This is a genomic window from Bordetella sp. (assembly GCF_057362025.1).
Map to the genome: position 1 here is coordinate 194579 of NZ_JBMQQZ010000002.1, position 25420 is coordinate 219998.

The window sequence follows — 25420 nt, forward strand, 5'->3', positions numbered from 1 at the left end:
ATGGAAAGCTGTTTGGGTTCAGTTGGCGCCGATCATGACCAGGTTACCGTTTCCGGTCTGGACCAGCACACCTTGGGATGTAGTCTGCAAGGGCGAAAGTACGGCGCCGCCGCCCACGGACAGCCGGGCGAGCAAATGGCCGTCCGAGCGCGAGAGGAAATGCACGTAGCCATCATAATCGCCAACGGCGATCGCCGGTCCGATGGGCACGGGCGCGGTCAGGTGCCGATTGCGCAGGCCGCTCTGCTTCCAGAGCTCGGTACCGTCCTGCAGGCTGTAAGCGTGGACGATGCTGTGCGAGTCGGGCGCATAGACAGCGCTTTCGTCCGCACCCAGGCCGACGGCGCCGGAAAACTCCTTGGCCCAGACGGTGCGTCCGCCCTGCGATACGTCGAAGCAGGCAATGCGGCCCTGGTAGGCGACCGCGCACATCAGGGGGCCGATCAGGCGGGGCGCGCCCACCACGTCGTTCAGGCGCTCGAGATCGCTGCCGCCCTTGGGCGTGGCCACGGTGCCTTCCCACTGGACGTTGCCGCTATCGGCGCTGATGGCCATCATCTTGCCACCCGCCAGGCCGGCGATCACCAGGCCTTGCGCCATGATCATCTGGGTGCTCGTGCGCAGCGCCAGAGCGGGGCCGGGCCGTTGCACGCTCCACATCCGCTCGCCGTTGCGGGCGTCATAGGCGCTGATGCGATAGTCGCCGCTGCGCACCACGACCAGCCCGCCGTTGACCAGGGGCGGCTCGTCCACTTCGCTGGTGGCGCGCACTTTCCATTTCTGCTTGCCGGTATCGTCGAAGGCGATGACATCGCCCGCAGCGGACGTCACGACGGTCGTCGTGCCGTCGCTGCCCGCGCCGGCGGTCAGATCGGTCTTGGCATCGGCACGCCAGAGGGCACGCCCGCTGAGCAGGTCGTATTTGCCGACCGTGCCGTTGGGCGCCGCGGCGTAGACGGCTTCGCCGACCACAGTCGGATAGAAACCGTAGCCGCCCCCGCTGCCCACGGACACCGACCAGGCCTGGCGCACGGACATGCCGGGCTTGTAATCGGTGAGAGGCGTCGGATCGTAGCGGGTGTCGTCCTTGGAGAACAGCGAGCACGCGCCCAGGCTGAGCACGGCCGCAACGCAGGCGGCGAGAACGGCGGGACGACGGAAGGCAAACGTAAACATCGAATCAGGCTCCGCTCAGGGCATCGAGTTTCAATCGCACGACGGGGGTCAGGGGATGGCCCGGACCGAGGCCGTCGATGGCGCTTTGCCAGGCGGCGCGCGCTTCCTGGACCTTGCCCTGGGCGGCGAGGATATCGCCGCGGCGGTCCGCGTACAGCGCGGCGAATGCCGGCGGAGGGTCCTGCAACTGGGCCAGCGCCGCATCGTATTGCTTCTGGTCGAGCAGCAATCCCGCCAGCCGCAGCTTCGCGACGGGCTGCAGGGCCGCCTGCTTGCGCTGGGCCGCCAGCCATTCGAGCTGCTCGCGGGCGCCTTGCAGGTCGTCCTGTGCCTGCAGGGCCTGGGCGGCCACGAGAACCCCGCGGCCGGCATAGCCGGTATTCGGATAGTCGTCACGCAAGGTGCCGGCCGCGGCCTTGATGCGCGCGGTGGCGTCGGCACCGCCCAGCCGCGCCGCGTCCTCGAGCGCCTCGAAATAGCCCATGGCCTGGCGGCTGGCATGCGCCTGATACGCCTGCCAACCCATCCAGCCGCCATAGGAAATGGCCGCCACCGCCACGACGATGGAGACCAGCAGGCCGTAGCGCGCCCACCAGGCTTTCAAGGCGTCGAGTTTTTCCTGTTCTTCGAGATCGTATGCCATGCTTACATGTCCTGCCGATTCACCGTTTTCATAATCGAGGCGGGCCGCCGCTTATCCCAGCAAGGCCTGCGCGAGTTCCGCGAGCGGTACCTGGCGCTGCCCCTCTTCGCCGCGCAAGGGCTTGATGCCGGCCGTACCGGCCGCCACTTCGTCGGCGCCAAGGATAACCGCAACGCGGGCACCACTGGCGTCGGCACGCTTGAATTGCGACTTGAAGCTGGCCGCGCCGGCGTGGACGATAACGGAAAGTCCGGCATCGCGCAGTTGCTCGCCCACTTCGGCCGCCAGGCGCTGCGCTTGCTCGCCCTGGTGAACGAGATAGACGTCGCATTCCGGCACGGGTTCCGCCGGGATGGTCTGTTCCCACAGGTCGAGCAGGCGCTCCATGCCGATGGCGAAACCGACCGCCGGCGCGGGCTTGCCGCCCAGCAGTTCTATGAGGCCGTCATAGCGCCCGCCGCCGCACACGGTGCCCTGCGAGCCGAGGCGGTCCGTGACCCATTCGAAAACCGTCAGGTTGTAGTAATCCAGTCCGCGCACCAGCCGGGGATTGAGCCGGTAAGAGATGCCGGCATCGTCCAGGCGCTGCCGCACGCCGTCGAAGTGCGCGCGCGATTCGTCGCCCAGGAAATCGAACAGGCGGGGTGCGCTATCGGCCATGGCCTGCATGGCGGGATTCTTGGTATCGAGCACGCGCAGCGGATTGCTGTACATGCGGCGCTGGCCGTCCTCGTCCAGGACGTCGCGGTGCTTTTCCAGGTGTTCGATCAGCGCCGCGCGGTGTGCGGCCCGTTCGGCGGGTTGGCCCAGAGAATTCAGCTCCAGGCGCACATCGGTCAGGCCCAGCAGCTTCCACAGGCGCGCCAGCATGACAATCAGCTCGGCATCGACGTCGGGACCGGCGAATCCCAGTGCCTCGACATCGATCTGGTGAAACTGGCGATAGCGGCCGCGCTGCGGACGTTCGTGGCGGAAGACCGGACCAAGCGAATACACCCGGTGTGGACGGTCGTACAGGAGATTGTGTTCGATGGACGCGCGCACGATACCGGCGGTCATTTCCGGCCGCATGGTCAGCGAATCGCCGTTCAGCGCGTCGGTGAAGGTGTACATCTCTTTCTCGACGATGTCGGTGACTTCGCCGATACCCCGCGCGAACAGCCGCGTGTGTTCCAGCACGGGCGTGCGGACATTGCGATAGCCATAGGCGCGCAGCCAGCGCCGGACGATTTCCTCGAACTGTTCCCACCGGGCGCCCGCGCCAGGCAGGACGTCGTTCATGCCGCGGATCGCGGCGACTTTCTGGAAAGCTTGCGTCATGTCGTGATGCGCGCGCCGTGGCTTCAGCCGCGGCGGTAGCGCCGTACCCTTACTTTTATTGTGAGGCCTGCGCGCCGTAGCGGCGCGCGACGTAGTTTTCGACGATGGTCTGGAATTCTTCGGCGATATGGTCGCCCTTGAGCGTCACCGTGCGTTCGCCATCGATGAACACGGGAGCAGCCGGGACTTCGCCGGTCCCGGGCAGGCTGATGCCGATATCCGCATGGCGGCTTTCGCCCGGACCGTTCACCACGCACCCCATGACGGCGACGTTCATGCTTTCGACGCCGGGATAGCGGGTGCGCCATAGCGGCATCTGGCGCCGCAGATACGATTGGATGCTGTCGGCCAGCTCCTGGAATACAGTGCTGCTGGTGCGGCCGCATCCGGGGCAGGCCACCACCATGGGGGTGAACGCCCGCAATCCCATGCTTTGCAGGATTTCCTGCGCGACGACGACTTCCCGCGTGCGATCCCCCCCCGGCTCGGGCGTGAGCGAAATGCGGATGGTGTCGCCGATGCCTTCCTGCAGCAGAACCGCCAGTGCCGCGGTGGACGCGACGATGCCTTTGCTCCCCATGCCGGCTTCGGTCAGGCCCAGGTGCAAAGGGTAGTCGCAGCGGGCGGCGAGATCTCGATACACCGCGATCAGGTCCTGCACATGGCTGACTTTGCAGGACAGGATGATCTTGTCGCCGGCCAGGCCGAGTTCCTCGGCGCGGCGCGCATTGCTGATGGCGGAAACGACCAGCGCGTCGCGCATCACGGCCTGGGCCTCCCAGGGCGTCGCGCGGCGGCTGTTTTCATCCATCTTGCGCGCCATGAGCTCGTGGTCCAGGCTGCCCCAATTGACCCCGATGCGCACGGGCTTGTCGTGGCGGCAGGCAACCTCGATCATCTGCGCGAAGTTGTCGTCGCGCTTTTTGCCCCCGCCCATATTGCCCGGGTTGATGCGGTACTTGGACAAGGCCTGCGCGCATTCCGGGAACTGCGTCAGCAGCTTGTGGCCGTTGTAGTGGAAATCGCCGACCAGCGGCGTGTCCACGCCCATGCGATCGAGCTGCTCCCGGATGGCGGGGACCTCGCGCGCGGCTTCGGGCGTATTGACCGTGATACGCACCAGTTCGGAGCCCGCCTGCGCCAGGTCGCGAACCTGGATCGCAGTGGCGATGGCGTCCGCGGTGTCGGTGTTGGTCATGGATTGCACGACCACGGGCGCGTCGCCGCCTATCGTAACGGCGCGGCCGCTCCAGCGAACCCGCACGGCGCGCGTGGCATGGCGGGACTCGGGCCCCACGGACGGGGGCGCTTGATCCTGGCAGGGCGATGACGATTCTTGCATGGCGAAATATCGAAGCGCGGTGTTGGAACCTGGAGGCGTCGGTGGACGGTGATGCCAGCCCGGTCTAGGTCAATGTCCCGAACGGGACAGCCAACCGGGCAGCCAATGGGTGGGCAGCCACCCCTGCCAGACGCCATAGGCCAGGGCGGCCGCGATGACCAGCAGGATGACGATCAGCCAGCCCCACGACGAAGAACTGCGTTCTTCCTCGGTGGGCAGCGTTCCGCGCGGCGATTGCAGGCCACCCTGGGTCGCCAGCCGCGCCGGGCCGCCGCCGCGCATGTGCGGTTCGAGCGAGGCAATGATGGTTTCGGGGTCGGCCCCCAGCAGCCGCGCATAACTGCGGATCAGGCCGCGCAGCGAAATGCCTTTGGGCAGATCGGCCCAGCGCTCTTCTTCGAGCGCGGCGATCTGGCGCGGCGCAAACTTGATGCGGCCGGCCACTTCTTCCAGCGACCAGCCCTTGCTGACACGCAGCGCACGCAGCGCGCCGCCCACCGCATGCTCACCGGCCGCATCCTGGCCGGGTTGGGTGGTAACGGACGTGGAGGAATCGCTCATGCATGCACCTGCTTGATCGGAATGGCCTGCCGCTGGGTGGCGATCCGCTCGGTGATGCGGGTCCGGTCGCGCACTTCGCCGGCCAGCTGGCCGCACGCCGCGTCGATGTCGTCGCCGCGCGTCTTGCGCACGGTAGTCACGACGCCTGCGTCCATCAGGCGTTGCGCAAAGAGCCGGACGCGCGCGGAAGGCGAGCGCTTCAGGCCGGATTGCGGGAATGGGTTGAACGGGATGAGATTGATCTTGCAGCGCACCTGCGTGGCGATGCGGATCAATTCCCGGGCGTGCTCGTCGGCATCGTTGACGCCGTCGAGCATGACGTATTCGAAAGTGATGAAGTCGCGCGGCGCGTGTTCGAGGTAGCGATTGCAGGCCGCGAGCAGTTCCGCCAAGGGATACTTGCGGTTCAGCGGCACGAGCTCGTCGCGCAGCGCGTCGTTCGGCGCATGCAGGGAGACGGCGAGCGCCACCGGGCAGTCGCGCGCGAGGCGGTCCATCATGGGTACCACGCCGGAGGTCGACACCGTAACGCGCCGGCGGGACAACCCATAGGCATTGTCGTCCAGCATGAGCCGCAGGGAAGTCAGCACCTGGTCGTAGTTCAGCAGGGGTTCGCCCATGCCCATCATCACGACGTTGCTGACCACACGGCTGTCCGGCTGGGCCGCCGCGCCAGGCTTGCCGGACGGCAGGCGGGCGCTGGCCAGATCGCTTTCCAGGGTCTTGCGCGCCCACCACAGCTGGCCGATGATTTCGCTGGCATGCAGGTTCCGGTTGAAGCCTTGATGGCCGGTAGAACAAAACCGGCAGGCCACAGTGCAGCCGGCCTGGCTGGAGATGCACAGCGTGCCGCGGTCGTCCTCGGGAATGAAGACGGTTTCGATGGCGTTGCCCTGCCCGACGTCGAACAGCCACTTGCGCGTGCCGTCGGTGGACTTCTGCTCCGTCACGACGGGCAGGGCCTGGATCGTGCATTCCTGCGCCAACTGCGCGCGAAAATCGCGCGCCAGGTCCGTCATGGCGTCGAACGTGTCCGCGCCGCGCTGATGCACCCAGCGCTGCAACTGGCGGGCGCGGAAGGGCTTGCCCCCCCAGCGCTGCACCAGGGCAGTCAGCTCGGCGCCATCCAGGCCCAGCAGATTGACACGTTCAGAATCGTTCATGACGTCGGCGCAAACCGCGATCAGCGGCTGTGGATGTTGATTTCGGGGAAGAAGAAAGCGATTTCGACGGCGGCGGTTTCGGGGGCATCCGAGCCATGCACGGCGTTGGCATCGATGCTGTCGGCGAAGTCGGCGCGGATGGTGCCGGGTTCGGCTTTCTTGGGATCCGTGGCGCCCATCAGGTCGCGGTTCTTGGCAATGGCGCCCTCGCCTTCCAGCACTTGCACGAACACGGGGCCGGAAACCATGAAATCGACCAGGTCCTTGAAGAAGGGACGCGCCTTATGGACCGCGTAGAAGCGTTCCGCATCGGCACGCGACAGTTGCTGCATGCGCGCGGCGATGACCTTCAGGCCGGCCTGCTCGAAACGGGCCACGATCTGGCCGATAACATTCTTTGCCACGGCGTCGGGCTTGATAATCGAGAGGGTGCGTTCGATCGACATGAAAACTCCAATAAAAACAGGGACTTCTACGTGGTTTACAGTAACCGGACATTCTAGCATGCCGCGATTGGCGTCTACATCTTAAAATTGACGGTTTGCCCCGTGCGAAACGGCCCGGGGCCATCAGTCAGCCGGAACCGTGCAATGAACAAAGCCGCACCCCAGAACGAGTCGCAGGAACTATCCAAAAGCTTCGAACCCGCCGAAATCGAGGCGCGCTGGTACGCCGAATGGGATCGGCGCGGGTACTTCGAGGGGGGCCGGCACGTCCAGGGCGATGCGTCCGCGGGCAGTTGCGCCATCCAGTTTCCCCCACCCAACGTGACAGGAACGTTGCACATGGGGCATGCGTTCAACCAGACCATCATGGATGGGCTCACCCGCTACCATCGCATGCTGGGGGCGGACACCGTGCTGATACCGGGGACGGACCATGCCGGTATCGCGACCCAGATCGTCGTCCAGCGCCAGCTGGATGCGCAGCACATTTCGCGCCACGACCTCGGCCGTGAAAAGTTCATTGAAAGAATCTGGGAATGGAAGCAGCAATCCGGTAGCACGATCACCGGGCAGGTCCGCCGCCTGGGCGCCTCGGCCGACTGGAGCCGGGAGTACTTCACGATGGACGAGCGCATGTCGCGCGGCGTGGTGGAAACCTTCGTCCGCCTGTACCGGGAAGGCCTGATCTACCGCGGCAAGCGGCTGGTCAACTGGGACCCCAAGCTGCTTACGGCGGTGTCCGACCTGGAGGTGCAGTCCGAGGAGACCGAAGGCCATATGTGGCGCATCGAGTACCCCTTCGTCGACGGCCCCCAGACCATCGTCGACCGCGAGGGCAACACGGTCACCCTGCGCGGGCTGACAATCGCGACGACACGGCCGGAAACCATGCTGGCCGACGGCGCCCTCTGCGTACACCCTGGCGACGAGCGCTACCGCCACCTGGTCGGCAAGCTGGTCGAGCTGCCCCTGTGCGACCGCAATATTCCCATCATCGCCGACGATTTCGTCGATCCCGAATTCGGCACGGGCGTGGTCAAGATCACGGGCGCGCACGATTTCAACGACTACGCCTGCGCCCTGCGGCACAACCTGCCCTTGATCGTGATTTTCACGCCGGACGCGCACATCAACGAAAACGGTCCGGAGCAATTCCGCGGCCTGGAGCGTTACGAGGCGCGCCAGGCGGTGGTGGCCGAGCTGGAAGCGAACGGCTACCTGAAAGGCGTCGAAGCGCACAAGATGATGCAGCCCAAGGGCGACCGCACGGGCGTGGTGCTGGAGCCCATGCTGACGGACCAATGGTTCGTGGCGATGAGCAAGCCGGCGCCCGAAGGCACGCTGCACCCCGGCAAGAGCATCACGCAGGTCGCGCTGGAAGTCGTGGCCGAAGGCCGAGTGACTTTCTTCCCCGAAAACTGGACCACCATCTACAACCAGTGGCTGAACAACATCCAGGACTGGTGCATTTCGCGCCAGTTGTGGTGGGGCCATCAGATTCCCGCCTGGTACGCCAAGGACGGCACCATCTTCGTCGCGCACAATGAAGAGCAGGCCCTGGAACAGGCTCGTGCCGCGGGGATCGAAGGGCCGCTGGAACGCGATCCGGACGTCCTGGATACCTGGTTCTCGTCGGCGCTGGTGCCGTTCACCGATTTGGGCTGGCCGGAAAAAACCCCGGACCTGGCCCGCTATCTGCCTTCCAGCGTGCTGGTGACGGGCTTCGACATCATCTTCTTCTGGGTTGCCCGGATGGTCATGATGACGACCCACCTGACCGGCGAGATCCCCTTCAAGCACGTTTACGTGCATGGCCTGATCCGCGACGCGGAGGGCCAGAAGATGAGCAAGTCCAAAGGCAATACGCTGGATCCGGTGGATCTGATCGACGGCGTGGACCTGGAAACGCTGGTCGCCAAACGCACCTACGGCCTGATGAATCCCAAGCAGGCGGGCAGCATCGAGAAAGCGACCCGCAAGCAATTCCCGGACGGCATTCCGGCGTTCGGCGCCGATGCGCTGCGCTTCACGATGGCGGCCTACGCGACGCTGGGCCGCAATATCAACTTCGACCTGAAGCGCTGCGAAGGCTATCGGAACTTCTGCAACAAGCTGTGGAACGCCACGCGCTTCGTGCTGATGAATACCGAGGGCCACGAGGTGACGGCTACTGCCGGCGAACCCAGCTTCGTCGACCGCTGGATCGTCAGCCAGCTGCAGGTACTGGAGGCCGAGGTCGCGCGCGGATTCGCCGATTACCGCTTCGACAATATTGCCAACGCGCTGTACCGCTTCATCTGGGACGAATACTGCGATTGGTACGTGGAGCTCGCCAAGGTGCAGCTGCAGACCGGCACGCCCGCACAGCAAGCCGCCACCCGCGCCACGCTGATCCGCGTCCTGGAGGCGGTGCTCCGCCTGGCGCATCCCATCATCCCCTTCATCACGGAAGAACTCTGGCAGAAGGTCTCCGTGGTGGCGGGCAAGCGGCAACCGGGCGCGGCTGCCAGCATCAGCGTGCAACCCTATCCGCGGCCGAACCCCGCGGCGCGCGACGAGCAGGCCGAAGCCGCCGTCGCCGAACTGAAAGCACAGATCGAGGCCGTACGGGCACTGCGCGGCGAAATGAATCTGTCGCCGGCGCAAAAGGTGCCGCTGATCGCGCATGGTCCGGCGGATCTGCTGGCCCGCAATGCGCCGTATCTGGCGGCGCTTGCCCGCCTGACGCAGGTCGATGTGGTCGCCACCCTGCCCGACGTGGGCGCGCCGGTGCAAGTCGTCGGCGAAGCGCGGCTGATGCTGCACGTCGAAATCGACGTCGCGGCGGAATGCGCGCGGCTGGACAAGGAGATTGCCCGGCTGCAAGTTGAGATCGCCAAGGCGAATGGCAAACTGTCCAACGCCAGCTTCGTGGAACGGGCACCCGCGGCCGTGGTGGAACAGGAAAAGGCACGCCTGGGACAGTTCGAGGAAACGCTGGCCAAGGTGCGCGAGCAGCGCGGCAAACTGGCGGCCTGACGCGGGAGGCGCGAGCCCTGGCCCGGGCTCGCGCCCGCCACGAGTGCGCGAAGCCGATGCACCACGGATTTCAGGGCGTGCGAAGCGGGAGCGCGAGGGCGCGGAAGGGTTGGCGGCAGCGCAGCCGCCCCGCCAGGGGCAAGTGCCCGCTAGGCGCCCGGCCCCAGCGTTGCCAGAAAACGCTCGTCTTGCGGGGTCAGCCAGCCTTGTTCGCGCGCGCGCTGGATCAGGTCGGGACGGCGCTCGGCCGTCAGGCGCAGGGACTGCTCCCGGCGCCAGCGCGCAATATTCGCATGATGTCCGGACAACAACGGCGCGGGCACCGCCTCGCCCTCATAGACCTCCGGCCGCGTGTAATGGGGGCTGTCGAGCAGCCCCGACAAGGCGGGATTGAAGGAATCCTGTATGGCCGATTCGTCGTCGTTCAGCACGCCCGGCAACAGGCGCACGGTGGCGTCCACGATGGCCATGGCTGCGAGCTCGCCGCCGGACAGCACGAAGTCGCCCAGCGAAAGTTCTTCGTCGACGTGGCGATCGATGAAGCGCTGGTCCACGCCTTCATAGCGCCCGCAGATGAGCACGGCGCCGGCCGACGCGGCAAGCGATTGGGCACGCGGCTGGTCGAACCGGCGTCCGGTGGGCGAGAGAAGGATGACTGGCGCCGGCGCCAGCGCATCGGCGGCGCGGCGCGCGCGCGCCGCCTGCACGGCAGCCGCGAGCGGCGCGGCCATCATCACCATGCCCGGTCCGCCCCCATAGGGACGATCGTCCACGGTGCGATGGGCATCGTGCGTGAAATCGCGCGGATTCCAGGCCTGCAGGTTCCACAGCCCCTGTCCATGCGCGCGGCCGGTCACTCCCAGATCCCGCACCACGGCGAACATGTCCGGGAACAGGGTAATGACGTCGAAGCGCATCAGAAATCCAGGGGCCAATCGGTATCGATACGGCGACCGGCCAAGTCGACTGCGCGTATATGCGCGTGGACGAAAGGCACCAGGACTTCGACAGGCCGTCCCTTCGTGTCGAGCAGGGGCTCAGCCTGCTGGCCCTGCGCGCCAGGGCGTTGGCGCCGCACCTTGAGGATGGCATGCGCGCCGTTGTCGACGACTTCATCGACAGTGCCGATCAGGACCGACGCGCCGTTGTCTTCGCCATAGACGGTACAGCCGATCAGATCGACCCAGTAGTATTCGTCTTCGTCAGGCGCCGGAAAAGCGCTGCGCGGCGCGCACACCGCCATGCCTTTCAACGCCTCGGCCTGATCGCGGTCGTCCACGCCTTCTAGCTGGGCGACGACATGCGAACCGTGCGAGCGCGCGGACCTGATGACATACGAATGCACAGGAGAAGATTTGCCCGACGAGGCTCCCGGCGTGCCGGGTGGCGCGGGACGGATCAACCACCAGGTCGACGCGGGCGAAGACTTGGCGGATGAACCTGACGCGATGGAAAGAAGAACGTCCGCGTCGGCAGAGTGAGGCTGGACCTTGATCCAACCTTTGACCCCATAGGCCGCGACAATGCGCCCGAGTTCGACCAGGTCGGAGGGCGCAACAGCAGGTGATGCGGTATTGCTCATTGCGCGGCGCGGGTCATGGAACCAGGCGGGAGGCAGTATGCCCCGCCCTGTTCACAGGCACGGGCAGGTATCAGGCCGAAGCCGAAACCTTGGCCGAGTAATCCTTGACCAGGCGCGCGACGGCGGGCGACAGCTGAGCGCCGTTGCCAGTCCAGTACTGGACACGGTCCATGGCGATACGCAGCTTTTCCGTGCCTTCGTTGGCGACCGGGTTGTAGAAGCCTACGCGCTCGACGAAACGGCCGTCGCGGCGGTTACGCGAATCGGTCGCCACCAGGTTGTAGAACGGACGTTTTTTCGACCCGCCGCGGGCCAGACGAATCACCAGCATAGGTAATCCCTTGAATTGGTTGTGAAAAACAGTAGATTCTAGCACTCTGAGCGTATCCCGGCAAATGGGCCGGCCGATTTGGCTCAATATTGTCGCGGCAAGGCCGCGCTTTGCGACGTCCCCGTTATCCGGCCGAGTGGCGACCGGACGCCGGAGATGGCAAATGTCCTGGCGCATACGGGAAAGCGCCAGGGACAGCCTACTCTACATCCGCGGCGCCCTGTCCGCCAGCGCCGAGCGCTCCCGGCAATGCCGCGGCTTCTGGGCGCGGACCTTAACGGCGACGCAGGTAATGCACGCCCTGCCCGGCGTTTTCTTCCTGCAGCAGCAAGGCGTTGCCCGTTTGCCGGGAGAAGGCCTGGAAATCGCGGAGGGCGTTGCGGTCCGTCGTGGTGACCTTCAGGACCTGGCCGCTGACCAACTGGGCCAGCGCCTTTTTCGCCCGCAGGATGGGAAGCGGGCAAGCCAGGCCCGTGGCGTCGATTTCCAGATCCGCGGCGGGCGTGGCGGCAGGTCCCGCGGCCGGAATGGCCGCGTCCGGCTCCTGTGCGGGAAAACGATCGCGCGTCACAGCCGTTCATCCACCCACGACCGCACGCTGGCGATGGCCGCCGGCAAGGCGGCCGTATCGCTGCCGCCACCCATGGCCATATCCGGACGGCCGCCCCCCTTGCCGCCGAGCTGGGTCGATACGAAGCCCACCAGTTCGCCGGCCTTGATGCGATCGGTCAGGTCCGAGGTGACGCCACCGACCACGCTGATCTTGCCGTCGGCAGCGGCCGCCAGCAGCACGACGGCCGGCTTGAGCTTGTCCTTGAGCTGGTCGACCATGCCACGCAGCGCCTTGGGATCCGCACCGTCGATGCCCGCCGCGAGCACCTTGATGCCCTTGATCTCGACGGTCTGGCGGGCGGCCAGGTCGTTGCCGGCGCTGGCCGCCAGGCGGCTGCGCGCCTGGTCCAGATCTTTCTCCAGCGCTTTGATCTGTTCCTGGACCTGGGCGATGCGATCGGGAAGATCGGCCGCCGGCGTGCGCAGGACGGCGGCCGCCCGGTTCAGCAAGGCCGTCTGGCCCTGCACCCAGGCCAGCGTGTTATCGCCGGTGATGGCTTCCACGCGGCGCACGCCAGCAGCCACGCCGGTCTCCGCGATGATTTTGAACATGCCGATGTCGCCGGTGCGCGAGACGTGCGTGCCGCCGCACAATTCGCGGGAAAAACCGATGTCCAGGACCCGCACCGTGTCGCCGTACTTTTCGCCGAACAGCGCCATGGCGCCCCCCTTGACCGCTTCGTCATAGGGCAGCACACGCGACTGTGCGGGCTGGTTGGCCAGGACTTCCGCATTGACGATGGCTTCGACACGGGCGATCTGCTCGGCCGTCATGGGCGCATCGTGGGCGAAGTCGAAGCGGGTCTTGTCAGGATCGACCAGCGAGCCGCGCTGCTGCACGTGGGCGCCCAGTACCTCGCGCAAGGCTTTGTGCATCAGGTGCGTGGCCGAGTGGTTGCGCACGGTGCGCGCGCGCCGCACCGCGTCCACGCGGGCCAGGACGGTGTCGCCGACGGCCAGGCGGCCGGATTCCAGCCTGCCATGGTGGCCCGATACGCCGGCCTGGATTTTCTGCGTGTCGGCCACGGCGAAGCGCATGCCCGCCGCTTCCAGCAGGCCGGTATCGCCCACCTGGCCGCCGGATTCGGCATAGAAGGGCGTGGCGTCCAGTACGACCACGGCATCCTGGCCGGCCTCGATGCGATCCACCGCCGTGCCGTCCGCGTATAGCGCGACGACGCGCACGTCGTCCAGCTCGATGTTGTCATAGCCCTCGAAACGGGTGGCCGCGCCTTCGTAGGCCAAGCCTTCCGCCATTTTGAACTTGCCCGCCGCGCGCGCCTGCTCGCGCTGCCGCGCCATGGCGGCATCGAAGCCGGGCAGGTCGACTTCCACCCCGCGCTCGCGGCAGATATCGGCGGTCAGGTCGACCGGAAAACCATAGGTGTCGTACAGCGTGAACAACGTCGTGCCGTCCAGTTGTCCCCCTTTGGGTACGCCGGCGAGCGCGCCCTCCAGGATCTTCATGCCGTTTTCGAGGGTTTCACCGAAACGTTCCTCTTCCTGCCTGAGCACCTGCGCCACGCGCTCCGCGGTCCGGGCGAGTTCCGGATAGGCGTCGCCCATTTCGCCGACCAGGTCCGGCACCAGGCGATGGAAAAAAGGCTTGGTCTGGCCCAGCTTGTACCCGTGCCGCAAGGCCCGGCGCACGATACGGCGCAGCACGTAGCCACGCCCTTCATTACTGGGAATGACGCCATCGACGATCAGGAAGGAACAGGCGCGGATATGGTCGGCAATGACCTTCAGCGAATTGTCCGCGAGATCGCGCACACCGGTTTCACGCCCGGCGGCAGCGATCAGTTTCTGGAACAGGTCGATCTCGTAGTTCGAGTGCACGCCCTGCAGCACGGCGGAAATGCGCTCCAGGCCCATGCCGGTATCCACGCAGGGCTTCGGCAGCTTGGACATATTGCCCGCCGCGTCGCGCTCGAACTGCATGAACACCAGATTCCAGATTTCGATGTAGCGGTCACCGTCCTCTTCAGGCGAGCCCGGAGGGCCGCCCCAGACGTCCGGCCCGTGATCGTAGAAAATCTCCGAGCATGGGCCGCAAGGCCCGGTTTCCGCCATCTGCCAGAAGTTATCCGAGGCGTAGCGGGCACCTTTGTTGTCCCCGATACGAACGATGCGCTCGGCGGGAACGCCGATTTCGCGGGCCCAGATATCGTAGGCTTCGTCGTCCTCGTGATAGACCGTGACCCAGAGCTTCTCGGCCGGCAGCTTGTACACGGCGGTGAGGAGCTCCCAGGCGTAGTGAATCGCGTCGCGCTTGAAATAGTCACCGAAGCTGAAGTTGCCGAGCATCTCGAAGAACGTATGATGCCGCGCCGTATAGCCGACGTTTTCCAGGTCGTTGTGCTTGCCGCCCGCACGCACGCTGCGCTGCGACGATGTCGCCCGCGTATAACCGCGCGTTTCCTTGCCGGTGAACACGTCCTTGAACTGCACCATGCCCGAATTGGTAAACAGCAGGGTCGGGTCGTTGCCGGGGACGAGCGACGACGAGGGGACGATCGTGTGCCCCTTGGATTGGAAGAACTGCAGGAACTTCTGACGGATCTCGGAGGATTTCATCGCGGATGAATCGGTCGGCATAAGGCGAATCTTTGATTATAGAGGGTTGCGTCCGTTTGAAGACTGTAACGACTCGGGCGAGCGCCGTCGGCCAGGCCGTCCGCTCGCCGGTGGCAGGCGTCCGCGCATGGGCGGCGCAGTCGATTGCCGGCTTTCCGGCCGTTTCTCAGCGCAGGCACACGTAGCCCTCGGTCCAGCCGACCTCGTGGTCCCTTTCGCCGCCGGCGGCGACCATGACGGCCCGATAGCCTGGCGGACATGAACACGCCCCGGTTCTCGGATTGAGCGCCGATCGCCCCGGCATGCCGCAGCCGGTCCCGGTATTGGTCGCGTAGGCGCCGCCGAAGCCTCCTGGGGGCGCCCACGTGCCGGCCACGCAGTTAAGCAGGCTGCCGTCCGTATCGCGCGCGAGCAGGCCGTTTTCCGGGCAGGGCTCGCCGGGGACAGCCTTGCCGTCCAGTTTCAGGTGTTCGCCCGCGACCAGCCGGCGGCTGGAAAGCGTGCCGGCCGTGGAAACGTCGCCGCGAAACTGCGGATCGCGGGCGTCGCGGGCCCGCAGATAGCGGCGGGCATCGGCGGCCTCGCGGTCGGCGCGCACGGCCACCGTGCCGATGGGCAGCGCCGCCATGCCCGGCGCAGGAGGGTTGGGCAGATCGAACGCCGCGCCGCGCAGGCGATCCGGCGCCAGTTCCGACACACTGGCCCCCGCCCCGCCGGCCGCCATGAGTACGCCGGCCAGACGGGTCGGGTCCGGCAATACAGGCACCTCTCCGCGGCTTGCCGCGGGGGGAAAGACGTGGGTGTACGCAAGAGCATCGATGCGGCACCCCGCGCCGGGGCAGTCGCCGTCGCGCCACAACTTGATGGCGACCCGCATGCCGAGGGGACCGAGGTCGGGAACAGCGCCAGCGAGATGGCCCTGCGCCTTCAGCTCGGACAGCGTGGGGGCCCACGGATCGGCATACACCGCTCTGCCATGGTCGTCCACCAGCGCGCCGCCGCCGGCCAGCGTGTCGCCGTGGCGTGCCAGCATGCCGTCCAGGGCGCGGCGGATGTCGAGCAGCCACAGGCCCGCGGCCCGCTCGGCGACACCCTCCACATCGCGGACCAGGCGGTTGGCCCCCCAGACGGCCAGCACGCAGGCGATCGCGACGGCGATCGTTAACTCGAGCAATGCGAAGCCGCCTTGGGCGCGAACGCCGCCATGCGTGCATGCCGGATGAAGAGCGGACATATCGGCGCCTCTTGTCAGCGCGCGGTAAAGACAAAAGTATTGGCGTCGCCGCGAGCGCACTGCGCCTGCGCCAACATGGCGTCGTAGTGCCTGGGCGGCGACGCGCTCGCGTCCTTGACCACCACGGGGCCGCCCTCGCCTTCCACGACGATGATCTCGGACACCCGTTGCATGACCGACGCCAGGCCCGGGCAGGCCGCGTTATTGACATTGGTCAGCGTCAGCGTGAAGGCGGATCCGGGCCCGCCGCCGGCGAAGGAGGTGGGCGCAACGGCTATGGTGCCGTTGCCCCCCGTGCCGTTGCCGCCCAGGCCATGCGCCACTACGGCGGACGCGTCGCTGCCTTCAACCGAGAAGATGCTGGAATCGCGCAAGGCATTCGCCAGCATTCCGCCATGAAGGTTGTGGTACGGCGCGACACCGCCTCCCTGTCCGTTGGCCTTGACCCGCGCGACGAAGCGCTGCAATTCCTCCCCCACCTTGGGCACCTTGTTTTCGACGACGTAGCTGCCGATCGCCGGTATCCCGACGATCGCGATGAGCAGCACGATGGCGGTCACGATAGAGACTTCGATAAGCGAGAACCCCTGCTGGGTACGACGGCGGCGGGCGGACATGGCGGCTCCTTCAATGATGTGGTTCGAAAGTTCGGAATCCCGGGGACGGACAGGCTAGCCACGGGCATGGACATGCACCATGGCGCGGCGCAGCTCGTCGATCGCGGCGTAATGCCACAAGGCCAGCGCGATGACCGCGGCAACGGCGCCAAGCAACAGCGCCCAGCGCAATACCAGGGCCTGGCGCACGACCTGAGCGAGCATCCGTCGTTCGATGCGATCCGCCACCCGGTCCAGCCCGCGAGCCATGCCATGGGCCGTGATCATGTCGCTCAAGTACCACCAGATGCGGCGGTCAATCATGCCCGTGTCGAAGCTGTCCGCCCCCACCAGGCCGGCGTCGATACGCGCGACCATGTCGCGGATATGCCAGGACAACCACGGCCTGGCGTGGTCCGCCTGCATGGACAGGGCCCGGCGCAAGCGGATATCGACGTTACCGCGCCGCCGTACCAGTACGGCGAGCATGGCGAGGAAGCGGATGGCGTTCACGTCGCGATACAAGCGCCAGATCGGCCAGTTGTCGAGCCGCTTGCGCAAGGGTCCGACAAGGTGGTCCAGCGACCACCACGACAGCCAGATGCCGGCGGTCGCGCAGGCGGCAAGAACGGGCAGCCCGTGGCGGACCGTCTCGGCAAACGCGAACAAGCCGCGCGTCAATATGCCGTGGTAAGCGGGAGGCACTCCCTGGAACACCAGTTGCAGGCGCGGAACAGTGAAATAAGGCACGGCGCAGGCAAGAGCCAGCGCCACGGCCATGGCGGCCATGCCCGCCACCAGGGTGTCGCGGAAGGTACGCGAGGCTTGTTCGGCCACGCGGGCGGCGCGCGCCAGGTCGCGCAGCGCCTCGGTGAGCGCGCCGGCTCCACCGGCCTGTGCGGCGTGCAGCAAGGCCAGCTCTGCGGCCGGCATGCTGCCCGTCCACGCCATGGAGAGATCGCCGCCGCACGCTTCCAAAGCCCGCGACCACCGCCGCGCCAGACGCCCACGCACGCTGCCGTCGCCATGGCGGCGGGCATCGTCATCGAACAGGTCGCGCAGTGTCTTGCGCCCTTGCAGCCCTTCCAGCATGTCGGCCAGGTACTCGTAGTAATCCGCGCGCATCGCGGTAAAGCGCCAGGCGTCGCAACGCAGGCGTATCCGCTCGATATCCGTCCATGCATCTTTCGCTCTCGCGGCCATCGTGCGCCACTCAGACATGGACGCCCACCGATACGGAGCGCTCGCGTTCGACCGAAACGTAGGATTGGAAGTGCGATTCCACGTCGCGTGGGTCGATCTCACCGGTCGACGTCTTGTAAACGGCGCATTCCATGGCGCTCTTGCCCTCCATGTCGGGGCTGTCGAAACGCGCGGCGCGCCGCCCGCGCAGATGGCGGCGCAACCCCAGGTTGTCGCGCTGCCGCACGCACCGTAGAAAAGTATCGTCCAGCGACGGCTCGATCATTTCGGCGACCACCGTGCGGCCGGCCGTGCCGTTCAGATGCGGCAGCTCGTCGTTGGTGCAACGATGGCATCCTTCGCGATTGCGCACGCGCAAGGCCTGGACGTGCAAGTCATAAAGGCGGAGGAAGCGGTGGGTCCACTGACGCCAGGCGGCGCCGTCCGGCCCATCGTGCAGGGTTTCCAGGGGCAAGGCGCAATGTGGACAGAGCCGCGGCAGCAACGCCTGGTACGCCAGCAGCTTCAGCACGCCCGGCGTCGCCAGGAAATCACGCGAAACGCCAATGAAGTCCGACGCCAGCCGCTCGGGAATCATCAGCGCCGATGCGGCGTGCGTGGTCGTGTAGAGATTCACGCCCGAAGCTGCCAGGTCCATGAAGGCCCGGCCCGTTTCCGCATCGCGGATTTCACCGACGAGCAAGTCGTTCATCGCGGACCGCTTGACGGTCCTGAGCTTGGCGTCGAATGCCGTCGCGCTGCTGTCGTCGAGGTTGCGCGATACGCTGTTCTGCAGCGCATTGTCGATAAGGTATTCCACCGGGTCTTCCAGCGTGATGATCTTGCGTTCGTCCGGCAAGGTGCGCATCAGCGTGGCAATGGTGGTGGATTTCCCCGAACCCACGACACCGGCCAACACCACCGCCCCGCCGTCCGTCCGGCAGGCATGGCCGAGCATGTCGATCTGACTGTCCAGATAGCCCAACGACCGCAGCGACAGACCCTGCGTCTGCATATCGAGGCGCAGCAGCCGCAGACATACCGCCGGCCCGCGGTCAGTCGCCAACGATGCCCAACGCAGCATGACGGGTCGGTCGTCCACACGGATGTGCAAGTGGCCCTGCTGTTCCGTCTGCGGATCGAATACCGCGCCGTTGCCTCCACGTATATCCATCCATGCGACGGACAGCATTTCCATCAGCGTCGCGGTGGGCATGCGGCGAAAGCGCGATGGCGCGACGTAGCGCCCGGCGATCGTGAAGCGGACCTCGGATTCCGCCTTGCGAAGATGGACATTGAAGTGGACATCGCTGGCTTCATGGTGGACACCCCAGGCGACGATGTCGCAGAAGCCGGCCGCCAGCGCGGACTTGTGCCGGTCCGCCAGCACGGCGCGCGGATCACGCAGCCGCTGCAGGGTCAATTGCCCGCGCGCCACGCTGAGCAGCAAAGGGCCGGGCAGCACATAGCGCGATGGCGAGGCCAGGCGCCGCCCGCGGCGCAGGACCATGCGCTCGACCTCGTCGATTTCATCGCCACCGGCATAGTCGGCCAGCGCGAAGATAGCCACGGTACCGTCCTGCAGGACGACCGGACACAACCGCCCTGACAAGGCGGCAAGGTCGAAATCCGCACCCGCGGCCCGCACAAATGCCGGGATGAGCCGTGCGATATCGTCCTGGGTAGCCAATACCGGCGCGGCTGCCTTGCCGGCCGGCCCGTCTGACCCCGCTGGCGCTGCCGGGGCCGCCAAGGAAACGGCGGCCGTCGCGACGGCCGGGGGCGTCGCGTCTGTCGTGCGCGGTGCGTCCGTCGCGGCGCGGGCGGCGGCATGCATGGCGAGGCGTCGTAACAGCATATGCCGCTCCCTAACCGCCACGCGGCAGGCAAACGCGACGATCGCCGCCGCTGCCATCGAATACGACGCAATGGCCCTGTATCGCACGCAAGGCATAGGCGCCGGCGCCATCGGGCGCCTCGTCGGGCCACTTGCGCCCATGCCGATAACGCAGACGGCGCCCATTCAAGAGGATTTCGACGTCCAGCCGTTGACCGACGCCATAGATCGCGGCCAGGTCTATGCGATCGGGGTCGGCCTGGGCCGGCGCATCGGAACGCATGGGCGACACCGCACCATGCCGGGGCCCGCCGCGCTGTGCCTGCGCCGCCAGCGCCGCACGGGTTTCGCGACGGAGGAGTTCGTCAACGATGTCCGCATCAGGCCATCCCTTGATAGCGGCCGGATCGGGCGGCGCGGCGGCGGCAACGTCCGCTTGCGCACGTGCCGCGCAGCTCGCGGCAACGGCCATTAATGCCAGTCCCCGACGCAGGCGGCGCCCGCAAACCTCATTCGCGTTCATAGACTGTTCCCTCCAGCTGTGCCATCAAGGGACTGTGGGCAATATCCGGACGACGGTCGTCATACAGTTCGAGGCCGACACCGGTCCATGAGGCCACCGCCCGCGGCCGCGCGAACAAGGCAAAGGAGCGTAGCGGCCCTTGCAGCACGACGTTGCGTTGGCGCATGCGAGGCAGATCGGCCGGGGCGGGAAGCGCGGCTCCGCGTTCATCGCGCGGTGGCGCGACCGTCAGCACCGAGGGAGCGCCCAGGGCGATCCGGGCGAACGCCGGACCGATCGCCTGGAGCGTGCTGGCGAAGTCCAGATCCGTTCGCGCCGGCTGCGGCAAGTCGTCCGGACTTAACGTGCCCGCGCTGCCGGCGACACGCCAATGAAGCTGCGCCTCGTCCAACGTAACGAAGCTGGCCCTCACGGCTGCGGGAAGTTGCAAAGCCAATGCCCGATTGGTAGCGTCCGGCGCGGTCCTGGCATAGCGCGCGAAGCAGGCCCAGGCGCCCCCCTCCGGCCGGCAGCGCGCGGAACGCATGGACCAACCCCGCAATGTCACTGGTAATGTCCGCAGCGTGGCGAAGACCCGGGCCAGTTCGTCCGCATCGTGGATACGCACGGATGCGGTGGCCCTGCTCAAGGCATCGCGCCAAGCCTGGGCCGCGTCGACGCGGGCGGGTTCCGCCGCCGGCATCGCTCGCTGCCAGGCCCGCCATGCGGGCGGCCCCAGCAGAGCCAGCACCATCAAAAGGACAGACCCCTGCAGCGGCAGTGGCATCCTTGCCAGGAACTGTCCCACCCGCCAGAGGCATGCGGCGGGGTCGACAGCCGCGGAGAGATCATCGAGCGATAGCGCCCGTGCCTGCCCCGCCAGGCCGGGATGCAGCGCGTCGAGCTCCGCCAATGCCTCGCGCGCCAGCGCGTCGTTGGCATGAATCCGGTCACCTCGCGCCATGACGGCGCCGCTGCGCGAGGCAACCAGCCATACACGGCCGTCGTCCAGCGGCAGCAGCCCTGCCGCCGTGCCATGCGCATGCATAGTCGCGAAGATTTGGGCGGCTGCGTAGCATGCCTTGGCCCGGCCGCGCAGCCGCGCGCAGCCGACCGCGGCCGCGCCCACACCGCCATGGACATAATGCGTGGCGCGACTCTCCCTTGCCTTGCGTCGCGCCAGCACATCGATGCGGCTGCCGATCAATGGAGACCAGCTCAATCCGAATACCAGTACCGCGCCGTCACGCATGGGCACAAGCAGATGATCGCCCAGGGCTCGTGGAAGCGAAGGTTTCCGGGATGGCGTCGACATGTTCAGAATCCCTCCTCTACCTGTGCCGTGACAATGACGATTGTGGTCGCGCGCTGCGCGGATGCACGGTCCCCGCCGCCCAGCGCATAGGGCGCTGCCGGTGTCAGGCGTCGGCGGTCGTATTCGTCTTCGCGCCGGTCGAAGCCTGAGATGATCATCGGTTGTCCCGCGCGCAGCTCCACCTGCTGCACCATTCCGTTGCCGTCGATGGTGATCTGCTGCACCTCGAGCGGATGGTCGGGCTTGCCGAAGGTCAGGCTTTTGAGCGGCTGGGCCACCGTGTTGTCGTAAGCGATGGAAAGCAGGATCTGTCCATCCTCCTGGGCGTCCGGGACGAGGGTCAGAAACGAACCGACCGTCTCGCGCTTCTGGCTGATCGATACGGCCGGCAGCAAGTCATGGTGGGCGGCCCGCCCGGCCGGCACGAGTCCGGGCACGCCACCCTGCACCTGGTCCACATAGGAGAACGTGGTGCGCACGGCGTGCGTGACGGGACGGCGGTTGAGTGTCAACACCGGGACGCTGCTGTGACGGACGATCGTGCCGATTTCGCTCAAGGCGGCGATGATGGCCTTGGTACCGCCAAACAACCCGTCATGCACACCAGCGGAGGCCATTGCCGGCATGCCGCCGCCCATACCGGCGGCAGCCGCCGACACTGCCGCCCGCGTGCCGCGATAGAGCAGATTCCAATCGATACCTGCCTTGGCCTGATCCTTGCCGACCACGGTGATTTCCTCGAACACGAGCCGCACGCGGCGCGTCAGCGCTTTGTTTTCGCGCTCCAGGAAGCGTGCCACCTGTTCCAGGGCGTCGCGTGTATCGTTGACCACGACGGAACTGCCAGCCCCCGGTGCCGCGGTGACGGTACCGGCACGCGTAAGGAAAGGCTCGATGCGGGCCCGCACGGATGCCATCGCATCGTGTTCGCCGCTGGACAAGGTGGTGTTGGATGCATTTTCGAAGCCCTCATCGCCCGGCCGCGCGGCGCGGCCCAGACGGGCATCGGCACGCGCGTTCAAGGTCAGGGCACGGATATCGAAGACGCGTGTCTCGGTGCGATAGAACTCGATGACGCCTTCCAGATAGCGCCAGTAAACGCCAAGCCGCCATGCGAGGGCGTCCAGTACGCGCGGCAGGGGCTGCGCGCCGTCGGGCAGGGATGCCCGCGCCGGGAAAGGCGTGCCGCTGCCGCCGGACACCGCCAGGCGGGGCAGGAACAATTCCGCAGGCAGCAAGGCATCGGGCCGCACCTTGACGGGGATCCCCGTGGCACGTGCGATGCGGTCCGCCAATACGGCAAGGTCCGCCTGGCCGCCGGCGAACATCAGCGTGGTATCGACATTCTTGCGCAGCGCGGCGGGCAGGGTCGCTTCGCGCGCCAACGGCCGTGCGCGTCCCGCCAGCCACGGCTTGGCGATCTCCTGCATGGCGGGATCGGATGCACGCCCGGAGAGCGAACGCGAAAAGCCGGCATGGGCGGCATCGCTGCGCGCCTGCGTTCGGGCTGCGCGATCCTGTATCGCCGCGATGCGTTCCGGTCCCACGCAGGCGGGACTGGCCATGGCCAGGGCCAGCATGGCGGCCTGGCGGCCGATGCGCGCCCGCGCCGATTGGGGCGCCACCGTCATAGCGATGCCCCCGGTCGAGCGGCGGTACGGTCGCAGGATTGCGACAGCGGAATGACCCGCAATACCCGGTTGGCGTAGAAGCACGGCTGCAGCGGGCGTTCGCCGAGCTCGGTGGCCGCGACGAGCGCGCGGACCGACCGCTTGAAATCGTCGGAGAAATCCGCGCTGGCCGATAGGGGAATATCCACGTCCACCGCCCAGTGTTCGGACTGGAAGGTCCAGCCCGCCAGGCCGGCCCAACGCGCGAGTGCGCGCCGCATGTTTTCATCGGCGGGGCCGACTCGATACAGGCGGCCGGCCGCGGAATCGACCGAGCCCTGTGCGGCGGCACCCTGCCCAGGCCCAGGCCGGGGCGCGGCGCGCGCGACCGCGGGCGGCGCAGGCACCGCCTGTTGCGCAGCTACGCCGAGATAATCGGCGCGTGCCTGCAGGGCACCGCCCCGCATGATGACCGAAGGCCATTTTCCGCGGATGATCGCGTAAGGTTCGCGCCGCTCGTAGGCAGCGGGCCGTTCTGTACGGTTGTGCTCGACGAATAGCGCCGGAATCGCTTGCCCTGGAGCGAACTGCAGCCAGGTATTGCGGCCGTCATCGAAGACCTGCAGGGGCGCTACCTGCCGATCGCCCGACAGGCGCCAATTGAAATCGTATGTTTGTCCCGTGGGCGGCGCCGCGCCCCTATCCCCTGCCCCACCCGTCGCCGCACCGGCCGGCGCCCATGATGGCGCGCAGGCCGATAGCCAGGGCAATAGGAAGAACGTCTTGAATAATCGGTGCATGCCGGATCCCCGCGATGCGCGCCGACAGTGGCGCGACACAGCCATGGTGCCCAGGGCACGACCAGCCAACAAGACGCACATCTACGCAGGGATGCGAACGCCACACCCCCTGCAAGCCCCGGCCCGATCCGCGCCGACGACCTGCGCGCCATCGACGCATAGCCGGCGTACGGCAAAAAAAATCCGGCGGGATGCGCCCGCCGGATTCACACTGCCTGGCGTGCCCGCGATCAGCGCTGCTGAGCGATGGCTCGCGCCTGGCTGATCGCGCTGGTCAGGGCGGCCACCGGCGGCGTCTTACCGTCGAAGGCCGCGTCCAATTGGCGGCTCAGCACCGCCTGGATGCGATCGTAGTTGTTCACGCGGAAGCCGCGGGCGGTCACCGCGGGCTGCGCGCGCATGCTGGCCACGACGGCCTGTGCGCCGGGAATGCGGTTATAGAAGGAGACCTCGGAAGCGCGGAATGCCGCTTCCGTCAGCGGCAGGTAGCCGGTGTTCTGGTGCCATTCGGCCGCGACGACCGGCTTGGACAACCAGGCCAGGAACTCCACCGTTGCCTTGTCCTGTGGCGCGGGGTGGCCTTCCATGGCCCACAGGGCGGCGCCACTGACAAAGGGCTTGCCCGGCGTCTTGGTGACCTGTGCGTAGTACGGCAAGGGGGCGATGCCGAAGTTCAGGCCCTTGGACGCGAGCAGCCGGCCCAAGGCCGAGGAGCTGGCCGTAAGCACGCCGCACTGCCCTTTGGCAAAGGCCTCGTCGGGCTTGTCGTCGTTGGTATGCTGGGTGAACAGCAGCGACTGCTTCCATGTGGCCATCAGCGAAACATGCCGCATGTAGAGGGTATCGAACTCCAGCGAGGACGGCACGGGTTTGCCCTTGATCGCTTCGATGCCGTTGCCGTTGCTGGTGTAAAGCTGGTTATTGATGGGTGCCAGGTTTTCCAGATGGACTTCGACCTGGTCGCTCGAGGCATAGGGGCAAGCCACGTCTGCCGCATCGCGCAGTTTCAGGAGCTCACCCTGCAGGTCCTGCCAGGTACGCGCCGGCTGGTTGGGATCCAGGCCGGCTTTCTTGTACATGGAGATGTTGTAGAACATCATCGGGATTTCCGCCATGTAGGGGAAGGCCAGCAGGCGCCCCCTGCTGTCGCGGGTGAAGCTGGTCGTCGAAGGCAGGAACCAGGTAGCGTCCTTGATGGGGTACTTGGCCAGCAGCTCGTACAGGGGCTTGATGGACTTGTATTCCGCCACGACTTCCGGGGAATGGTTGTCCTCCAGCTGGACCAGGTTGGGCGTTTTCTTGGCAGCCACGGCGGCCACCGTGGCCTGCTGCAGCGCCTGCGGGTTGGCGAAATCGCGCAGTTGAACCTCGACCTCGCTTTGTTCCTTGTTGTATTGCTTGACCAGTTTCTCGAATTCCGCCTTGTTGGCGTCGGTCAGCGTGTGCCAGACCTGGATCTGCACCGGCGCCGCATGCGCCACGCCTGCCGCCATCAACGCAGCGCCGAAGATCCACACGCGCCCGGTGGCGCGGATTGCGCGGGAGAGACCCGCTTCATGCAAGTTCTTCATAG

Annotated in this window: 22 protein-coding genes; 1 reads left to right on the forward strand and 21 read right to left on the reverse strand. The window is 66.7% G+C overall.

What is annotated here, in order from left to right; translation table 11 throughout:
• Positions 1 to 18: 18 nt before the first annotated feature.
• From bamB to ndk, 7 genes are all read right to left on the reverse strand, one after another.
• Positions 19 to 1176: an outer membrane protein assembly factor BamB gene (gene bamB, locus ACO1P8_RS00985; protein ID WP_486294064.1), complete on the reverse strand. Its 1158-nt coding sequence runs from the start codon at positions 1174 to 1176 to the stop codon at positions 19 to 21.
• Between the two features lie 4 nt (positions 1177 to 1180).
• On the reverse strand, positions 1181 to 1819 hold the full coding sequence (locus tag ACO1P8_RS00990; RefSeq protein WP_486294065.1) for a YfgM family protein: 639 nt from the start codon (positions 1817 to 1819) through the stop codon (positions 1181 to 1183).
• Positions 1820 to 1870: 51 nt separating this feature from the next.
• Positions 1871 to 3139, reverse strand: a complete 1269-nt coding sequence (hisS, locus tag ACO1P8_RS00995) for a histidine--tRNA ligase (protein WP_486294066.1) — start codon at positions 3137 to 3139, stop codon at positions 1871 to 1873.
• A gap of 55 nt (positions 3140 to 3194) precedes the next feature.
• Entirely contained in the window at positions 3195 to 4481 is a 1287-nt protein-coding gene (gene ispG / locus ACO1P8_RS01000) for a flavodoxin-dependent (E)-4-hydroxy-3-methylbut-2-enyl-diphosphate synthase (protein WP_486294067.1), read from the reverse strand.
• 69 nt (positions 4482 to 4550) lie between these two features.
• A complete protein-coding gene (locus ACO1P8_RS01005; protein WP_486294068.1) occupies positions 4551 to 5042 on the reverse strand; it encodes a helix-turn-helix domain-containing protein in 492 nt (163 codons plus the stop codon).
• On the reverse strand, positions 5039 to 6205 hold the full coding sequence (rlmN, locus tag ACO1P8_RS01010) for a dual-specificity RNA methyltransferase RlmN (protein ID WP_486294069.1): 1167 nt from the start codon (positions 6203 to 6205) through the stop codon (positions 5039 to 5041). Before rlmN ends, ACO1P8_RS01005 begins: the two co-directional genes overlap by 4 nt.
• 20 nt (positions 6206 to 6225) lie before the next feature.
• Positions 6226 to 6651: a nucleoside-diphosphate kinase gene (ndk, locus tag ACO1P8_RS01015; protein WP_094841255.1), complete on the reverse strand. Its 426-nt coding sequence runs from the start codon at positions 6649 to 6651 to the stop codon at positions 6226 to 6228.
• Positions 6652 to 6795: 144 nt separating this feature from the next.
• Here ndk and ACO1P8_RS01020 point away from each other — a divergent pair, with 144 nt between their 5' ends.
• Positions 6796 to 9669 carry a valine--tRNA ligase gene (locus ACO1P8_RS01020; RefSeq protein ID WP_486294070.1) on the forward strand — a complete coding sequence of 958 codons (2874 nt, stop codon included), beginning with the start codon at positions 6796 to 6798 and terminating at the stop codon, positions 9667 to 9669.
• A gap of 149 nt (positions 9670 to 9818) precedes the next feature.
• Here ACO1P8_RS01020 and trmD read toward each other — a convergent pair whose 3' ends face one another.
• The 14 genes from trmD to ACO1P8_RS01090 form a co-directional block, all read right to left on the reverse strand.
• On the reverse strand, positions 9819 to 10586 hold the full coding sequence (trmD, locus tag ACO1P8_RS01025; RefSeq protein ID WP_486294071.1) for a tRNA (guanosine(37)-N1)-methyltransferase TrmD: 768 nt from the start codon (positions 10584 to 10586) through the stop codon (positions 9819 to 9821).
• A complete protein-coding gene (rimM, locus tag ACO1P8_RS01030; RefSeq protein ID WP_486294072.1) occupies positions 10586 to 11251 on the reverse strand; it encodes a ribosome maturation factor RimM in 666 nt (221 codons plus the stop codon). Before rimM ends, trmD begins: the two co-directional genes overlap by 1 nt.
• A 70-nt stretch (positions 11252 to 11321) precedes the next feature.
• Positions 11322 to 11582: a 30S ribosomal protein S16 gene (rpsP, locus tag ACO1P8_RS01035; RefSeq protein ID WP_094841251.1), complete on the reverse strand. Its 261-nt coding sequence runs from the start codon at positions 11580 to 11582 to the stop codon at positions 11322 to 11324.
• Between the two features lie 274 nt (positions 11583 to 11856).
• Positions 11857 to 12111: a sulfurtransferase TusA family protein gene (locus ACO1P8_RS01040; protein WP_486294112.1), complete on the reverse strand. Its 255-nt coding sequence runs from the start codon at positions 12109 to 12111 to the stop codon at positions 11857 to 11859.
• Between the two features lie 38 nt (positions 12112 to 12149).
• Positions 12150 to 14771, reverse strand: coding sequence for an alanine--tRNA ligase (alaS, locus tag ACO1P8_RS01045; protein ID WP_486294113.1), 2622 nt, complete (start codon positions 14769 to 14771; stop codon positions 12150 to 12152).
• 166 nt (positions 14772 to 14937) lie between these two features.
• Positions 14938 to 16005, reverse strand: a complete 1068-nt coding sequence (locus tag ACO1P8_RS01050; RefSeq protein ID WP_486294073.1) for a type II secretion system protein — start codon at positions 16003 to 16005, stop codon at positions 14938 to 14940.
• Between the two features lie 14 nt (positions 16006 to 16019).
• Complete coding sequence (locus tag ACO1P8_RS01055; RefSeq protein WP_486294074.1) at positions 16020 to 16622, reverse strand: type 4 pilus major pilin; 603 nt, start codon at positions 16620 to 16622, stop codon at positions 16020 to 16022.
• 54 nt (positions 16623 to 16676) lie between these two features.
• On the reverse strand, positions 16677 to 17822 hold the full coding sequence (locus ACO1P8_RS01060) for a hypothetical protein (protein ID WP_486294075.1): 1146 nt from the start codon (positions 17820 to 17822) through the stop codon (positions 16677 to 16679).
• The gene (locus tag ACO1P8_RS01065) at positions 17815 to 19641 is read right to left on the reverse strand and encodes an ATPase, T2SS/T4P/T4SS family (protein ID WP_486294076.1); all 1827 of its coding nucleotides are present in this window, start codon (positions 19639 to 19641) and stop codon (positions 17815 to 17817) included. The genes ACO1P8_RS01060 and ACO1P8_RS01065 overlap by 8 nt, the downstream gene beginning before the upstream one ends.
• Before the next feature lie 10 nt (positions 19642 to 19651).
• Positions 19652 to 20092: a hypothetical protein gene (locus ACO1P8_RS01070; RefSeq protein WP_486294077.1), complete on the reverse strand. Its 441-nt coding sequence runs from the start codon at positions 20090 to 20092 to the stop codon at positions 19652 to 19654.
• A 37-nt stretch (positions 20093 to 20129) separates the two neighbouring features.
• Positions 20130 to 21437: a type IV pilus inner membrane component PilO gene (locus ACO1P8_RS01075; protein ID WP_486294078.1), complete on the reverse strand. Its 1308-nt coding sequence runs from the start codon at positions 21435 to 21437 to the stop codon at positions 20130 to 20132.
• Positions 21438 to 21439: 2 nt separating this feature from the next.
• Positions 21440 to 23068 (reverse strand): hypothetical protein, encoded by a 1629-nt coding sequence (locus ACO1P8_RS01080; RefSeq protein WP_486294079.1) that lies wholly within the window; start codon positions 23066 to 23068, stop codon positions 21440 to 21442.
• Positions 23065 to 23847, reverse strand: coding sequence for a TrbG/VirB9 family P-type conjugative transfer protein (locus tag ACO1P8_RS01085; RefSeq protein WP_486294080.1), 783 nt, complete (start codon positions 23845 to 23847; stop codon positions 23065 to 23067). The genes ACO1P8_RS01080 and ACO1P8_RS01085 overlap by 4 nt, the downstream gene beginning before the upstream one ends.
• Positions 23848 to 24077: 230 nt before the next feature.
• Positions 24078 to 25418, reverse strand: coding sequence for an extracellular solute-binding protein (locus ACO1P8_RS01090; protein ID WP_486294081.1), 1341 nt, complete (start codon positions 25416 to 25418; stop codon positions 24078 to 24080).
• Positions 25419 to 25420: the final 2 nt, after the last annotated feature.

Bases quoted from the DNA above. Each gene is read 5' to 3' on its own strand.
- bamB (WP_486294064.1), bottom strand. From the start codon at position 1,176: ATGTTTACGTTTGCCTTCCGTCGTCCCGCCGTTCTCGCCGCCTGCGTT.
- ACO1P8_RS00990 (WP_486294065.1), bottom strand. From the start codon at position 1,819: ATGGCATACGATCTCGAAGAACAGGAAAAACTCGACGCCTTGAAAGCC.
- hisS (WP_486294066.1), bottom strand. From the start codon at position 3,139: ATGACGCAAGCTTTCCAGAAAGTCGCCGCGATCCGCGGCATGAACGAC.
- ispG (WP_486294067.1), bottom strand. From the start codon at position 4,481: ATGCAAGAATCGTCATCGCCCTGCCAGGATCAAGCGCCCCCGTCCGTG.
- ACO1P8_RS01005 (WP_486294068.1), bottom strand. From the start codon at position 5,042: ATGAGCGATTCCTCCACGTCCGTTACCACCCAACCCGGCCAGGATGCG.
- rlmN (WP_486294069.1), bottom strand. From the start codon at position 6,205: ATGAACGATTCTGAACGTGTCAATCTGCTGGGCCTGGATGGCGCCGAG.
- ndk (WP_094841255.1), bottom strand. From the start codon at position 6,651: ATGTCGATCGAACGCACCCTCTCGATTATCAAGCCCGACGCCGTGGCA.
- ACO1P8_RS01020 (WP_486294070.1), top strand. From the start codon at position 6,796: ATGAACAAAGCCGCACCCCAGAACGAGTCGCAGGAACTATCCAAAAGC.
- trmD (WP_486294071.1), bottom strand. From the start codon at position 10,586: ATGCGCTTCGACGTCATTACCCTGTTCCCGGACATGTTCGCCGTGGTG.
- rimM (WP_486294072.1), bottom strand. From the start codon at position 11,251: ATGAGCAATACCGCATCACCTGCTGTTGCGCCCTCCGACCTGGTCGAA.
- rpsP (WP_094841251.1), bottom strand. From the start codon at position 11,582: ATGCTGGTGATTCGTCTGGCCCGCGGCGGGTCGAAAAAACGTCCGTTC.
- alaS (WP_486294113.1), bottom strand. From the start codon at position 14,771: ATGAAATCCTCCGAGATCCGTCAGAAGTTCCTGCAGTTCTTCCAATCC.
- ACO1P8_RS01050 (WP_486294073.1), bottom strand. From the start codon at position 16,005: ATGTCCGCTCTTCATCCGGCATGCACGCATGGCGGCGTTCGCGCCCAA.
- ACO1P8_RS01055 (WP_486294074.1), bottom strand. From the start codon at position 16,622: ATGTCCGCCCGCCGCCGTCGTACCCAGCAGGGGTTCTCGCTTATCGAA.
- ACO1P8_RS01060 (WP_486294075.1), bottom strand. From the start codon at position 17,822: ATGTCTGAGTGGCGCACGATGGCCGCGAGAGCGAAAGATGCATGGACG.
- ACO1P8_RS01065 (WP_486294076.1), bottom strand. From the start codon at position 19,641: ATGCTGTTACGACGCCTCGCCATGCATGCCGCCGCCCGCGCCGCGACG.
- ACO1P8_RS01070 (WP_486294077.1), bottom strand. From the start codon at position 20,092: ATGGCCGTTGCCGCGAGCTGCGCGGCACGTGCGCAAGCGGACGTTGCC.
- ACO1P8_RS01075 (WP_486294078.1), bottom strand. From the start codon at position 21,437: ATGTCGACGCCATCCCGGAAACCTTCGCTTCCACGAGCCCTGGGCGAT.
- ACO1P8_RS01080 (WP_486294079.1), bottom strand. From the start codon at position 23,068: ATGACGGTGGCGCCCCAATCGGCGCGGGCGCGCATCGGCCGCCAGGCC.
- ACO1P8_RS01085 (WP_486294080.1), bottom strand. From the start codon at position 23,847: ATGCACCGATTATTCAAGACGTTCTTCCTATTGCCCTGGCTATCGGCC.
- ACO1P8_RS01090 (WP_486294081.1), bottom strand. From the start codon at position 25,418: ATGAAGAACTTGCATGAAGCGGGTCTCTCCCGCGCAATCCGCGCCACC.